General features: G+C 52.9%; 16 protein-coding genes. 12 read left to right on the top strand and 4 right to left on the bottom strand.

What is annotated here, in order from left to right; genetic code table 11:
• The 4 genes from HQN87_RS27905 to HQN87_RS27890 all read right to left on the bottom strand — a co-directional run.
• Positions 1-639, bottom strand: a 639-nt coding sequence (locus HQN87_RS27905; protein ID WP_173139943.1) for a transposase, incomplete at its 3' end; no start/stop codon positions are given.
• Between the two features lie 357 nt (positions 640-996).
• Positions 997-1,995 (bottom strand): S-layer homology domain-containing protein, encoded by a 999-nt coding sequence (locus HQN87_RS27900; RefSeq protein WP_173139942.1) that lies wholly within the window; start codon positions 1,993-1,995, stop codon positions 997-999.
• A gap of 66 nt (positions 1,996-2,061) precedes the next feature.
• Positions 2,062-2,901: an aldo/keto reductase gene (locus HQN87_RS27895; protein WP_173139940.1), complete on the bottom strand. Its 840-nt coding sequence runs from the start codon at positions 2,899-2,901 to the stop codon at positions 2,062-2,064.
• Between the two features lie 7 nt (positions 2,902-2,908).
• Positions 2,909-3,286, bottom strand: coding sequence for an ArsR/SmtB family transcription factor (locus tag HQN87_RS27890; protein ID WP_173139974.1), 378 nt, complete (start codon positions 3,284-3,286; stop codon positions 2,909-2,911).
• A 185-nt stretch (positions 3,287-3,471) separates the two neighbouring features.
• Between HQN87_RS27890 and HQN87_RS27885 the strand changes: the two genes are divergently transcribed.
• The 12 genes from HQN87_RS27885 (at position 3,472) to HQN87_RS27830 (ending at position 12,932) form a co-directional block, all read left to right on the top strand.
• Positions 3,472-4,059: a TetR/AcrR family transcriptional regulator gene (locus HQN87_RS27885; RefSeq protein WP_173139938.1), complete on the top strand. Its 588-nt coding sequence runs from the start codon at positions 3,472-3,474 to the stop codon at positions 4,057-4,059.
• A gap of 109 nt (positions 4,060-4,168) precedes the next feature.
• Positions 4,169-5,398 carry an MFS transporter gene (locus tag HQN87_RS27880; RefSeq protein WP_173139936.1) on the top strand — a complete coding sequence of 410 codons (1,230 nt, stop codon included), beginning with the start codon at positions 4,169-4,171 and terminating at the stop codon, positions 5,396-5,398.
• Between the two features lie 288 nt (positions 5,399-5,686).
• Entirely contained in the window at positions 5,687-6,283 is a 597-nt protein-coding gene (locus HQN87_RS27875) for a winged helix-turn-helix domain-containing protein (protein WP_173139933.1), read from the top strand.
• Between the two features lie 57 nt (positions 6,284-6,340).
• Positions 6,341-6,568 (top strand): hypothetical protein, encoded by a 228-nt coding sequence (locus tag HQN87_RS27870; RefSeq protein ID WP_173139931.1) that lies wholly within the window; start codon positions 6,341-6,343, stop codon positions 6,566-6,568.
• Between the two features lie 81 nt (positions 6,569-6,649).
• Positions 6,650-7,105 (top strand): SRPBCC family protein, encoded by a 456-nt coding sequence (locus HQN87_RS27865; protein ID WP_173139929.1) that lies wholly within the window; start codon positions 6,650-6,652, stop codon positions 7,103-7,105.
• A 6-nt stretch (positions 7,106-7,111) separates the two neighbouring features.
• Entirely contained in the window at positions 7,112-8,434 is a 1,323-nt protein-coding gene (locus HQN87_RS27860) for a beta-ketoacyl-[acyl-carrier-protein] synthase family protein (protein ID WP_173139927.1), read from the top strand.
• Complete coding sequence (locus tag HQN87_RS27855) at positions 8,431-9,675, top strand: beta-ketoacyl-[acyl-carrier-protein] synthase family protein (protein ID WP_173139925.1); 1,245 nt, start codon at positions 8,431-8,433, stop codon at positions 9,673-9,675. Before HQN87_RS27860 ends, HQN87_RS27855 begins: the two co-directional genes overlap by 4 nt.
• A 32-nt stretch (positions 9,676-9,707) precedes the next feature.
• Positions 9,708-9,926, top strand: a complete 219-nt coding sequence (locus HQN87_RS27850; protein ID WP_173139923.1) for an acyl carrier protein — start codon at positions 9,708-9,710, stop codon at positions 9,924-9,926.
• Positions 9,923-10,303 (top strand): holo-ACP synthase, encoded by a 381-nt coding sequence (acpS, locus tag HQN87_RS27845; RefSeq protein WP_173139921.1) that lies wholly within the window; start codon positions 9,923-9,925, stop codon positions 10,301-10,303. The genes HQN87_RS27850 and acpS overlap by 4 nt, the downstream gene beginning before the upstream one ends.
• Positions 10,304-10,323: 20 nt before the next feature.
• Entirely contained in the window at positions 10,324-11,523 is a 1,200-nt protein-coding gene (locus tag HQN87_RS27840) for an MFS transporter (protein WP_173139919.1), read from the top strand.
• Positions 11,524-11,535: 12 nt separating this feature from the next.
• Positions 11,536-11,916: a cupin domain-containing protein gene (locus HQN87_RS27835; RefSeq protein ID WP_173139917.1), complete on the top strand. Its 381-nt coding sequence runs from the start codon at positions 11,536-11,538 to the stop codon at positions 11,914-11,916.
• A gap of 50 nt (positions 11,917-11,966) precedes the next feature.
• Positions 11,967-12,932 (top strand): amidohydrolase family protein, encoded by a 966-nt coding sequence (locus tag HQN87_RS27830; protein WP_173139915.1) that lies wholly within the window; start codon positions 11,967-11,969, stop codon positions 12,930-12,932.
• Positions 12,933-12,937: the final 5 nt, after the last annotated feature.

The following is a 12,937-nucleotide window of genomic DNA, read 5'->3' as shown; positions in this document are numbered from 1 at the left end:
TGACTCCAGCGCCTGAGTCATTTGTTCGAGTTTCTCACTGCTGATCTCAGCGGACTCGCCAAGTTCGCTCAGGTCCTGGCCGCGGTGTTCCTGTTCTTCTTGTTTCTCTGCAGCCTCAATGTCCTCAAACAAAGCCTGTACCTTTTCTTGCAGCTTGGACTTATATTTACTAACCGCTTTGCCCCACACGAAAGTGTAACGATTCGCGTTGGCCTCGATCTTGGTGCCATCCACAAAATAATGCTCCAGAGACACGTAGTTTTCGTCAGCCAGAAACTGAAGCACGGCGGTAAATACCGTTTCGAGGACATTTCTCATCCGCTGGGAACGGAAGCGATTCAGCGTACGGAAGTCGGGTCGCTGCCGCCCGGCCAGCCACATGAAGGGAATGTTCTCCCGTACCGCTTTGGCGATTTGGCGAGACGAATAGATTCGCTGAGTGTAGGCGTAGATGATGACTTTGGTGAGCATTTTGGGATGGTAGCTGTCGCGGCCGCCGCCGGGATAAGCAGCGTCAAAAATGGCGTTGTCCAGCCGATTGACGGCGGCATTCACGACGCGAACGAGGTGATTTTCCGGGATATCTTCTTCCAGATCCATTGGCAAGCAAAGTTGGTCCATGGTATATTGAATGTACAAAGAAACCTCTCCTTTGAAATGGTTGTGTGGTAACTCCATTTTAACAAAAGAGAGGTTTCTTTTTTTGCGTTTTTATAAATATTGTCGTCTATTTTCCGCTTAAACAGCGGAGAGAACGGAACGATTGTGGAAAAGCGACAGCGGTCGCCTTGGTCTCCGGATTTTCACCGCTAAGGGGAATGAAAAAAATCTGGAGAGCACAGCGATTGGAATAACGGTCCGTTCGCGCAGCGTCCACCCAAGTGCCCACGTTGATCTTACTTCAAAACAAAGGGCTGTCCCAGGCAGCCATTTCATGGCTTTTGGGACAGCCCCTTTTAACTTTTCCTTGACCAATCCTTGGAGGATCATCACATCTTATTGAGTCTGGGTGGACGGCTGCAGCCAGCGCGAACCCATTACAGGCTCTGCTGTCGCGGTGTAGCCTGCGGGCAGATATGTGGATACCGAACCTTTGGTGATCACCTGAGCGTACATTTTATCCGGGTCAGGCAAGGTGACTTTGAAGTAAAGCACTGCTTTGGTAGCACTGGTGAACTCGATACGCTCAACTACCAAGCCGTAACCTGGGTTAGGCAGATTGTCAACGGTGATGGTGGCTTTGTTGACGCCTTCAGCCGCTTTTTCCAGGACTACATCCGAGACGTAGTTATTGACCGGAACCGGCTCCGGTTCAGAAGGCTCAATCACCGGATTATTCGGAGTGATCACCCGTGCGGCAAAATCAGCAGCATCATGGATCATCACCGCAGCCTCGGAGCGAGTAATGACATCTGCCGGGCGGAATTTGCCGTTGTCCAGGGTAAGTACCTTCGTGTTCAGCAGGACCTGGAGACTGTAATTAACCTCTGGAGAGAGTTTATCGCCATCCTCAATCATGAAGAACATTTTGGTGACCGGGAAATTGCCCTTGCTCTGCAAGGCTTGCGTCAATAAGTGGGCGAATTCTGCCCGGGTCATAGGCGCGTTCGGGTCGATATCCTTCGCCAGCGTAAGGCCGCTCTGCTGGGCAATTGCGAACGAGGAAGCATACCAGGCATTATCTTTTACATTCTCAAAAAAACTGCTGGCCGTGGAAGCATTGCTGTCCGTCCCCGGTTGTGGGGCAAGCGCCAATCCTTTGACAAGAAACTGGATGGCTTGGGCCGTGGTCACTTTAGCCTTGGGGGCAAACAGATCACTAGTTATACCGTTGATCACACCGGCGTTATGCAGTGCATTGATTTTGGTTTCGGCAGGGTTTCCTTTAAGGTCCGAAAATGCAAACGCGGACGCTCCGAACGATAAGCTGGCAGCCAGAATTCCGCACGCGATGCTCATTTTTTTTGCGTGCTTCGTTAGATTAGTTGGTTTCATTGTGCATCACCTCTATATACTAAGATGGTCATTTGAGGCGAAATGTTGCAGTTGGTGCAGAAAAATTTATGACAGCGGGATAAAACGGGTTGTCCATAGGTAAAATTTGTTCTGAGGATCAACAAAGCCCCGTTTATTCTGATCCAGGGCAACGATTTGACCCATCTCATCGTCAGACAGAGCAAAATCAAATACTTCCAAATTTTGTTGCAGTCTTGCGGGAGTGACTGATTTCGGAATCACTGCGATATCCCGCTGGAGGTTCCATCTCAGGATGACTTGCGCCGCTGTTTTATTATACTTGGCTGCAATTTCGGCCAGTACAGGGTGGGCAAGTATCTCCTTGTTCCCATGTCCAAAGGGGCTCCAGGCAACATGCTGTATCCCATGCTTGCCCATGTATTCATGAAGCGCACCTTGCTGCAGCAGAGGGTTCGTCTGGATCTGATTCACAGCGGGAATGATGGTTCCCTGCTTCATAACCTTGTCCAGATGCTCCTGCTCAAAATTAGATACCCCAATGGCCCGGATCTTCCCCTCCTTGTACAGCGATTCCATGAGATGCCAGCTCTCCAGGTAGTTCTTCGCTGGCCAGTGGATCAGATAAAGATCAATATAGTCGGTTTGCAGTTTTTGCAGACTGGTCTCAAACGCCTGACGGGTCTTCCGCCCCAGATCAGTACTCCATACCTTGGTCGTAATAAAGATATCGCTTCGCTTGACGCCTGATTTCCGGATGGCCCTGGCGATCAGCTCCTCGTTGCGGTAAGCAGCGGCCGTATCCAGATGCCGGTACCCGTTATTGAGCGCCCAGAGTATAGCGTCTTCATTATTATCTTTGATGTTATACACACCGAGACCAATCTTTGGCATTACCACACCGTTGTTCAACACAAAATGTTCCATTGCAGAGTCACCCTTCCTCTTTCATTACTGGTGTAGAGCTAGCTTGAAGCTGGTGTACAAACGCCGCAGAGTCGTCAAAAAGCTGCTTCAGCTTGAACAGGTCACTGTGTAAAACCTCTAAATAGTAGTAGTTCCTGGTGCCAACCCGTCTCATACAAATGAAATGGGCATCCTTCAAAATCTTCATATGGTGGGATACGGCCGGGCGGGACAGGTTGGTTCTGGAGGCGATCTCACCCACCCGGCTCCCTTGATTGGATTCACCGCTGCCTTCAATCAAGGCCAGAATGATCAATTGGCGTGTCGGATCTCCAATCGCAAATAAGGCTTGTTGACATTCGCTGAATGCTGCGGCAAGCTCATCCAATCGCTTTTTTCGGTCCATATTGTCCAAGTTGCCTACCCCCTGTGTCGAATGGTTTAATCTTATGGACGATTATAGCATAAGAAGATATCTAATCCTCATTGGGAAAGAAAATCGAGACGAATCGTCTTCATTCCAGGCTTGCATTCCCCAATATAACCTCATATAATTAAACCGAACAGTCGGTTTTATGTAGGAGGAATGAAATGAGTACACCCAAAGGTTCGGTAAAGCGGAGTTTGATCCTTGACCAGGCGCTGGAGCTTTTTGTGCAGAAGGGATATGCCGCCACCTCGATGGAGGATATCGTCAAGCACACGGGGGTCAGCAAGGGCAGCATTTATTACCACTTTTCCAGCAAAGATGATTTGTTTGTGAGTATGGTTGAGAAAATAAACCGCGAATGGGTGGAGGAGTGGGCGGAGATTCGCCGCCAATTTCCCGAGGTCGGAAGCAGACTGATGGGAGCAAGCTTGCATTTCGTGAACAGCTTCCAGAGTCCTCTGACGAAGGTCGCTGAAGAATTTTCCATGAATATGCAGGATGGTTACCAGGAGGTGCATGACCGGCTGATCGAGATCTCAATGGTGCAGATTGAAGTATTTACCGAGATCTTCCGGGAGGGGATGGAACAGCAGATTTTTACTGTGGCGGACCCGGGCAAGCTGGCTGTGTTATTCACCAGTATGTTAAGCGGCTTGACGCTGTACCCCCAAGTGTTCCCCAAAGACGGGATGCACCAGCATACACAAGACGCGGTGGCTGTGTTATTAGAGGGGATTCAGAAGAAGTGAACGAAGCGGAGCCTGTTCGAGTGGTTGAACCGAATTTCTCGGGCAGGCATGTTTATTTGCGAATAATTAAACCGAACGGTCGGTTTTATCTAAAAAGGAGGTAATACAGATGAAAGAATTATTGCGCAATCGGGTGTTCCTGCTGGTGATGGCTTCGGATGTGCTGCAGCAGGTGGGAATTTGGGTGCGAAATATGGCTTTGCTCTATTATGTGGTGCAGCAGACGCAGGGCGACCCGGTGGCTGTGTCCTTGCTTACAGTTGTGGAATACGCGCCGATTTTTTTGTTTTCCCTGGTGGGCGGTGTGCTGGCGGACCGCTGGCGTCCCAAGCGCACCATGATCTGGGGCGATATTCTAAGCTTTCTCTCCATTGTGCCGATTTTATTCGTGGTGGCCTGGGGATACTGGCAGGCGGTGTTTGTTGTGACGATGATTTCCGCGATTGTGTCGCAGTTCTCCCAGCCTTCCTCATCCAAGCTGCTTAAGACTCATGTCCCGGAACAAGAGTTGACGGCTGCCATGGCAATGACCCAGATGGTCAGCTCGCTGTTCATCATCCTGGGCCCCATCCTCGGCACCTTTGTGTACTACACCTTCGGAGTTATGGTTTCCTTAAGCAGCCTGCTGGTAATCTTTGCGCTTTCCGCTTGCTTTTTGTTCTTCCTGCCCGATTCCCCGCGCTCCATGGAAAAGTTGTCCGTACAGGCTGTAGTCAGGGATTTACGGGGCGGACTGCTCTACCTGCGGGAACATGCCAACTTGAAAGTGTTGATGGTGATGTTTGGCGTCCTTGCCTTGGGAGCCGGTTTGACCGCTCCGCTCGACATCTTCCTGGTTACAGAGCGGCTGGGATTGGCGGAAGCAGACTTGCAGTGGTTTACCGCCTTGTCCGGCTCGGGCCTCTTGATCGGGGCCATAATCGCCGCCAGCCTGTCCGGCCGCCTGAAGGGCAAAGGGGTGGTTTTCGCCGGTTTGATTCTGCTTGGAGCGGGGACGATGATTGAAGTATGGTCGGTCTGGCCGGTGCTGACAGGCGGGATGCGGCTGATTACCGGTCTGTTCCTGGCTTTGACGCAGACTGTAATTGGCACATATATGCTGACTTTGGTGCGGGCCGAATATATCGGACGGATTAATGGCCTCATCACTCCAATCTTTACCGGGTGTACGCTGATCGGGACAGGACTTTCTGGCATGCTGGTGGCGCAAAGTTCGCTAATCTTTGTCTATATGCTATCCGGTTTGATTTTGATGCTGGCGGCCCTGGTAGCGCTTCGTCTACGCTTCGATTACCCTGTGGCTAAGCAGGCAGACGGGGTAGAAATAGCGGTTAAGTAATGCTGATAGAGGGCTGTCCGCAACCCAGAGGACCGTAGCGAAAATGCGCGGCCCTTTTTTTGTTCATTTTTCAAGTAGAAAACTATGATATTTTTCCTTTTTTATCCTAATTAATACTATAAAATAGAAATAAGAATGTTGGTGAAATTAGTTCAATGATGAGAAGAATGGATTGGGGAGAAGCGCATGCGGGTTGCACTGGTATGTTGTGCGGGTTCCACAGAGCCTTGTGAGGATTGTAGGTTTCAGAATGTTCATTCTTTTTTTGCCCGGGTGTACGGTTGCAAGGTGTTTCATTTCAAGGAGCTTGATGCGCTGGTCGATATTGTGAAGGAAGGCCTGAGGTTTGACGGTGTAGTTGTGAGCACTCCGGATTTCAACCCGGGATTCCTTCATACGATGCAATATCTGCAGCAGCTGCTTACGCTGAAGATGTTCATTATTGTGGAGGAGACCGGCACTCAGGGCATTCCTGTCCAAATCCCGTCTAATCACATTTACTTCGGCAGATATGAACGCCATGGCTTCCAGGATGAATTATTCAGCCGTTTGCGCTGCTGGTTTGACGAAGGGCTAAGCAAGGACACCCCCTGCTCCAGACGATCTAAGGGGATCGCGCTCAACCTTCACTCCAAATCCTTAAAAGTCGGCGAGACGGTCATTGAACTTACCTGTAAGGAATTTGAACTGCTTGACCTGCTGCTGGAATGCCAGGGCCAGTATATCCCCACCGAGCAGATTCTGCACCACCTGTGGGACAGCTATACTTCTCCTGAAATTGTCAGGCAGTATGTATATAAGCTGAGACACAAAATTGAGACGACCGCCGGCCGAAGCGATGTCATTCTGTTCCGCCGGGGAATCGGATATTCAGTTAGCCTCTAGATCTGACAATTTATTGTCAGGTCTTTTTTTTGCGGCGTGGGTGAAGGGGGAGGAGAGTTGGAAAAAAGGCACTTAAATCTTCCGCAACAGTGTGTTATGGGGAAGCAGTTGGAAAAAGTACACCTCCTCCACCGAATCTTACGGATTCAGCAGAAATTGGGCCTCGTAAGTGTTGTTTTTCCAACTAATTTCTGGAAATCCATCGCTGACGCCAAATTAGATGTACAAATTCCACTTGTGTATATCCGCCGCGCTTCTGCAAAAAAAGGAATAACTGTAAATTAACGCAAACTTAACAGCCGGGTTATGTCTCCAGCGGAACTTTAGCGTTACGATGTTCCTAATACTATTGGGGAGGCATGTATAGTGGCAACGATTCAGAACAGTATCTGGATTCATGCAGACCGGATCACCGTATTTGACAGGACCAATGACATTGCGGGCTGGACAGACTTATTCACGGAATATCAGGGAACGCGGGTGCTGGAGCAGGGGGACGCCTACATCCGCTTTGAGCTGACTACTCATCCCGAGAGTAACCGGCCTTCGCGCTCATGGATATCGGAACGATGGCTGGACCGGCCGAACTTCCGGATTACCGCGAAGCGCCTGGAGCCGCTGCTGCCGTTCAAGCATATGAACCTGGAATGGCTCTATGAGGAGCAAGACGGGGGTACGTACATGACCTGGATTCAGGAGTTCGAGGTAGATCCCGCCAGCGGCCTCACCGAAGCGCAGGTTGAAGCCCATCTGAACCGCACAACCAAGGAGCAGATGGCAGCAGTCAAGCACAATATCGAGAAGCAAACGGTTCGGAGCTGAGGCTGGATGGAGAATGTGACGGGAAGAAGAGTTGTGATCACCGGAATGGGGCTGCTTACTCCGCTAGGGAATACGCTGGAGAAGTTCTGGAGGAACAGCCTGGAGTGTAAGGTTGGATATGACAGCTTGCAGGGCTATGAGCATATGGCCTTGAAAAGCCGGGTCACCGGGAGAATACCGGAGTTCGAGCATCTGGGCCGGACGGCCGATGAAGCGCAGAGGGCGGGCATGGGCCGGCCGGGTATACTGGCGGTCAACGCCGCTGTACGGGCGGTTGCCGATGCACGGCTGGAGTTCACGAAGGAGCTGCGGGAGCGTTCCGGGGTCTGCATCGCCAATGCGATTGCCGATACCCCGTTCTCGGAGCAGACCTTTCTGCGGATGACGGAAGGCGGCCAGGGGCCGATTGATCACGGGTTCTGCCAGGAGGACCTGTACCGCCAGGGCATGTTCTCTTATATAGCTTTTGAAGTGGCGCATGAGTTCGGGCTGCAGGGAGAAGCACTGGTGATGTCAACAGGCTGTACTGGCGGCATTGATGCTGTCGGTTACGGGTACGAATCTATCGCCGCAGGTGAACACGACATTATGATCTGCGGGGCAGCGGAAGCACCGATCAGCTCCATGACCATTGCTTCGTTCGATGCGATTGGTGCCTTGACCTCGAAGTTCAACGATGATCCGAAGCGGGCCTCCAGACCCTTTGAGAAGAACCGGAGCGGATTCGTGCTCAGCGAGGGTTGCGCGGTTGTTGTGCTGGAGGAGCTGGAGCATGCGCTCAGCCGGCAGGCCAACATCTATGGTGAGGTCACCGGATTCTCCAGCACGAACAATGCTTTTCATATGACGGATTTGCCGCAGAACGGGGATGCCCTCAGTCTGACGATGAACGAGGCGCTGAAGAATGCCGGCCTTACAGGGGAGGACATTCAATATATCAATGCGCATGGAAGCTCGACTCCGCAGAATGATGCATTTGAGACGGCGGCTTACAAAAGAACCTTCGGCGACCTGGCCTACTCCATTCCGATCAGCTCGACGAAATCCATGGTGGGTCATCCGCTCTCGGCAGCAAGCGCCATTGAGATTGTTCACTGTCTGCTGGCCCTGAACGAAGGCTATGTCCCGCCAACGGCCAATCTGGACGAGCCAGACCCGGCCTGTGATTTGAACTATGTGCCGAAGCAAGCGTTAAAGCGTGACCTGCACCATATTCTGACCAATGCAAGCGGGTTCTCCGGCATCCATTCAGCGATGATTCTGGCGGAGAACGAGTTCAGTAATATGGCAGGGAAGCTTCAGACTGAGCAATGGATGTGCAGCCCATGAAGAATAAAGTGTTCGTAACCGGAGTTGGCATGGTAGGGCCTTGCGGGAATAACGCAGGGGCATTCTGGGAGGGACTTCTGAGCGGCGTCAACTATATGACTCCGCTTCAGCTTGAGGGTACGGTTGGCGCCGCACCTCCCTTCGCCGGACAAGTCAGAGGGATGGAGCCGGAGCGGGTCATCTCGAAGCGTCTGCTTAAGAAATGCTCCCGTTTCTCTGTGATGTCGATCCTGGCCGCTAAGGACGCCATGGATGATGCCCGCTGGGAGCTGGGTTCGATGAGCCGTGAGCGGATCGGCATCTTCGTCGGCAACAACTCGGGGGGCTGGGAGAGTGCAAGGAATGGCCTGCGCGTCCTGCATACCGAGGGTGCCCCCTTCATTGACCCGAACCTGGCGAGCAACTGGTTTCCGGCTGCTGCACAGGGGCATATGTCGCTGGCTTTTGATATTAAGGGTTACAGCAAGACCGTCATCGCGGACCGGAGCAGCGGGCTGCTTGCCATAGCGTATGCGGCCAGAGCCATCCGCAGCGGGATTATTGATGCGGCCATCGTGGGCGGTGCAGAGACGCCGCTTGATCCGTGGGCGCTCTCCTTCTACAACTCGGAGGGGCTGCTGAACCTGAAGGCGGATAGTCCGCAGGCAGCGTACCGGCCGTTCGTAGAAGCCCGGAACGGAATGGCGTTAGCCGAAGGGGCGGCCTTCCTCTGCCTCGAATCGGAGCGCAGCCTCCAGCGGCGTGAGGCGTCCGGGCGGGTGAGAGCGAGTATCCAGGGCTTCGGATTCACGAATGACGGCCAGGAAGCGGCTCCGCTGGAGGACAGTGTGGCGCAGTGTGCCAGAGCCATCCGGCTGGCGATCGGGCATTCGGATACGCAGCCGGAGAGCATCGGTTATCTCTCCCTGGACGGGGCGGCATCCGCCCGTGAAGACGGGATTGAATGCTCGGCCATCCAGGAGGTATTCGGCGATAGTGCAGCAGACAAATGGGCGGGTTGTCCCAAGACCTCCTTCGGCAACACGGTTGGCGCCGCAGGGGCGTTCGATGTTGCCCTGAGCGTGCTTGCCATGAATCACGGGGAGCTGCCCGGCCTTCCGTATCTGGCGGAGTCTGTTCCAGACCATAACTTGAACTTTGTGCCGGGAATCAGCAGCCGGATAGCGGTGGAGTCCTCACTGATTCTCGCCAGAGGGAGGGGAGGCGTCTCTTCGGCACTGGTTGTGAACAAGGAAGCGTAAGGTCCATTAACTCTAACGGGAGGGTGTATCTAATGGTATTCGAGAAGATTAAGGACATTATTGATGACATTGGAATTGAGGAAGAGATTACAGAGGCATCGCATTTGTATGAGGATCTGGCACTGGACTCGACAGAGCTGGCGCTGGTCTCAACAGCCATTGCCAAGGCCTTCGGCATCTTCATTGAGAGCAAGATGCTCAAAACCTATACAGTGGCCCAAGTGATGGAAGCCGTTGCCTTGAAGGCATGATTAGAGGGATTGGCATGGATCTGGTCAGCGTTAGCTTTGTGGAGCAGATGCTGGCGAAGTGTGGTGAACATTTCATGCAGCAGTACTTTTCCCCGGAGGAGCGGGAGCTGTTCACCAGTAAAAAAAGACATGCGGAAGAATTCCTGGCCGGCAGATTCGCCGCCAAGGAAGCGCTGCTGAAGGCCATTGGAACGGGAATGAACTGTGAGCTGGACTGGAACGGGCTGGAATTCCTTAACCACCCCAGCGGCCAGCCCTATCTGGTCCGCAGTAGGGGCCTGGAGCCTTATGTACAACAGCAGGAGACTATCCATGTTAGCATCAGTCATCACGGTGATTATGCTGCCGCATTCATCATTATTGAGAGCAGTCAATGACTGTGAGGAGGACGATTCACATGAGCAATAACAAAATTTTCACACTTTTAGCCGTCAATATTCTACTCGTATTTTCGATTATGGTCAGTATCTTCCCCATCGCACCGCTGATTAGCACTGATCTCGGCATGACCTCCGGTGAGATTGGAACCATCGCGGGGATTGCCTCGCTGGTGATGACGTTCCTGTCGATTCCCTCGGGCGTCTTCGCCGACCGGTATGGGCGGAAGAAGATTATCGTTGCCTCCATGGCCCTGTCGGCAGTGGCCGTGTTCATGGTGGCGGCTTCCCACGGGGTGATGTTGTTTACGGCAGGGTGGCTGCTGTTCGGCTTCGCCAGAGGCTTCGTGTCCACACCGATTTTTGCGGTGGTCATGGATGTGTGCAAGCCCGAAGAGCGGGGCAGAGCGATGGGCATTGTGTCGGGGGCGATTGGCGCCGGGTCGGTGCTGGGATATGTACTCAGCGGCCTGCTCAGCAATTATTTTGGCTGGCATACTTCCTTCGCAGTGCTGGGTTCCCTGCTGCTGCTGTCGACGCTGGTTACGACTGTGCTGCTGAAGGAGACCGGGGTCAAGAATGCAAGCAAGAGCATCGGGCAAGCGTTCAAAAGTTCATTCAAGTGGCTGGGCGTCCGCGAAATCCTGCTGGCAGGAATTGTAGGAACCCTGTGCTTCATGGTGGGTGTGTTTACGACCTTCCTGGTGCCGTTTGCGGCCAAGGAACAGGATATTTCCCTGGTGCTGCTCAGCCTGCTCTTCATTCCTTATGAAGCCGTAGCTTCGTTCGGGGCGGTATTCATTGGCTGGATCTCGGATAAAGTGGGCAGACATGCGCCCCTGATCTGGGCCCAGTCGATCTGTCTGGGAGCGCTCGTGCTGCTGTATGCGCTTGACTTCAACCCCTGGCTGCTGACCTTCGGCTATGCGCTGATTGGACTGACTGAGGGGCCAATTATCACGCTGGTCAACACGATTATTACGGATAAGGTCATCAAGATCAATCCGATGGAAATGGGCGCGGCCTTAGGGACCTTCCGGACCTTGCAGGGAGTCGGGATTGCGCTGGGATCAACGCTTGGCGGCTTCTTCTATAGCAGGATCGGCACGCATCCCAGCTATCTGGTAGCCGCCGGACTCATGGTGCTGACGATTCTGATCTCGCTGGGCCTCGGCAAAAAAGAAGCAACAGGTGTAACCGAATATAAATCAGCCGGATAAGGGAGTGCAGTGATGAAGCAGATGTACGCGAGTACAGTGGTTCAATTGGAGGATGTGCCGGTGGTTCATGCCAGGGGAGGACAGATGCGTGTGCTGGCCAGTCCGGCAACGATCGGGGCCACGCAGTTAATTATGGGCCATGTGCTCCTCCAGGCAGGGGAAGAGATCAAGGAGCATCTCCATGATTACGGCGAAGAGACCGTATTTGTGGTCCGGGGACAAGGCACGGCGTTCATTGAAGATATCCCGCATTCCATTCGGGAGAACTGCCTGTTCATTGCGAGGAAGGGAGAGCGCCACCGCGTGGTTAATGAGGGGCCGGGCGACATGGAGCTGGTCTTCGCCACGGCACCGCTGGCCCCAAGGCCGGAGATCGGTCATAGAGAGGTCTAGAGTCCTGCGCTTGCAATGCTAATTCTAAGCAAAGTGGTGAGAAGAACAACGTGAAAAGCAATCTTGTTATTGTAGATACTCATGCCCATTTCGCCGTCAAGGAGAATAAGAGTCTGGAGCTTAGTCTGGCTGGAGCCGGAACCGTCCCGGATTACAAGAAGCAAAGAGGATTCGACGATCTGCAGTACTTGAAGAAAATGGTAGGTGCGGCTCAGGACGGATTCGTCGATGACAACAATCTGCTGGAGGATTATCTGGCCTGTATGGCCGAGAATCAAATCGCGATGAGCTGGGTTCATCAGCTTAGCTTCGAGGATGTGTACGGCTATGAGGTGCTGTCCAATGAGAAAATCGCTGAAGCGGTCCGAGCGCATCCCGACAAGCTGCGCGGCTTCGCCAGCGTCAATCCCTATAAGGGGAAGGAAGCGCTGGTCGATCTGGATTACGCCATTAATACGCTCGGCATGCAGGGCTTCAAGCTGAACCCCAATGATTACGGGGGCTTCGTCCTGAACGACCGGGAGCTGCTGTACCCGCTGTATGAACGGTGCAGCGAGCTGGGAATTCCGGTAAGCGTGCATACGGGGATTACGCCGGGCAGTATTTTTCGGATGAAGCATAACTACCCGATTCTGCTCGATGATGTTGCGGTGGATTTTCCTAACCTGACCTTGATTGTGGAGCATATGGGCCATCCCTGGAATGACCTGTGCTATTACATGGTGGGCAGGCACGACAATATGTATGTGACCATTACGGCCGTAGCCAACATCCTCATTCACAACAATCCCAAGGTGTTCCGCATGGAGCTGGCCAAGATGATCTCGGTCTGCGGCAGCCATAAGATCCTCTGGGGCTCGGACTGGACGGTCACGCCGAACATCGCCGAAGTGCTGAATTATATGCAGAAGGTAGCCATTCCGCTGCCCATGAAGCTGATGATGGGGGTGAAGGAGATCAAGAAGGAGGATGTCCAGAACATCCTGGGACTGAACGCACTCAGAATTATGAAGTAGGTGAG

It is taken from the genome of Paenibacillus tritici (genome assembly GCF_013204885.1).
Taxonomy (GTDB): domain Bacteria; phylum Bacillota; class Bacilli; order Paenibacillales; family Paenibacillaceae; genus Paenibacillus_AQ; species Paenibacillus_AQ tritici.
The sequence above is the reverse complement of the archived record's forward strand: the minus strand, read 5'-3'. Positions and strand labels throughout refer to the sequence as shown.

What these genes read in the sequence shown, in the direction of transcription:
- HQN87_RS27840 (WP_173139919.1), top strand. Translation starts at nt 10,324, where the DNA reads ATGAGCAATAACAAAATTTTCACACTTTTAGCCGTCAATATTCTACTC.
- HQN87_RS27860 (WP_173139927.1), top strand. Translation starts at nt 7,112, where the DNA reads ATGGAGAATGTGACGGGAAGAAGAGTTGTGATCACCGGAATGGGGCTG.
- HQN87_RS27850 (WP_173139923.1), top strand. Translation starts at nt 9,708, where the DNA reads ATGGTATTCGAGAAGATTAAGGACATTATTGATGACATTGGAATTGAG.
- HQN87_RS27890 (WP_173139974.1), bottom strand. Translation starts at nt 3,286, where the DNA reads ATGGACCGAAAAAAGCGATTGGATGAGCTTGCCGCAGCATTCAGCGAA.
- HQN87_RS27895 (WP_173139940.1), bottom strand. Translation starts at nt 2,901, where the DNA reads ATGGAACATTTTGTGTTGAACAACGGTGTGGTAATGCCAAAGATTGGT.
- acpS (WP_173139921.1), top strand. Translation starts at nt 9,923, where the DNA reads ATGATTAGAGGGATTGGCATGGATCTGGTCAGCGTTAGCTTTGTGGAG.
- HQN87_RS27880 (WP_173139936.1), top strand. Translation starts at nt 4,169, where the DNA reads ATGAAAGAATTATTGCGCAATCGGGTGTTCCTGCTGGTGATGGCTTCG.
- HQN87_RS27835 (WP_173139917.1), top strand. Translation starts at nt 11,536, where the DNA reads ATGAAGCAGATGTACGCGAGTACAGTGGTTCAATTGGAGGATGTGCCG.
- HQN87_RS27885 (WP_173139938.1), top strand. Translation starts at nt 3,472, where the DNA reads ATGAGTACACCCAAAGGTTCGGTAAAGCGGAGTTTGATCCTTGACCAG.
- HQN87_RS27900 (WP_173139942.1), bottom strand. Translation starts at nt 1,995, where the DNA reads ATGAAACCAACTAATCTAACGAAGCACGCAAAAAAAATGAGCATCGCG.
- HQN87_RS27855 (WP_173139925.1), top strand. Translation starts at nt 8,431, where the DNA reads ATGAAGAATAAAGTGTTCGTAACCGGAGTTGGCATGGTAGGGCCTTGC.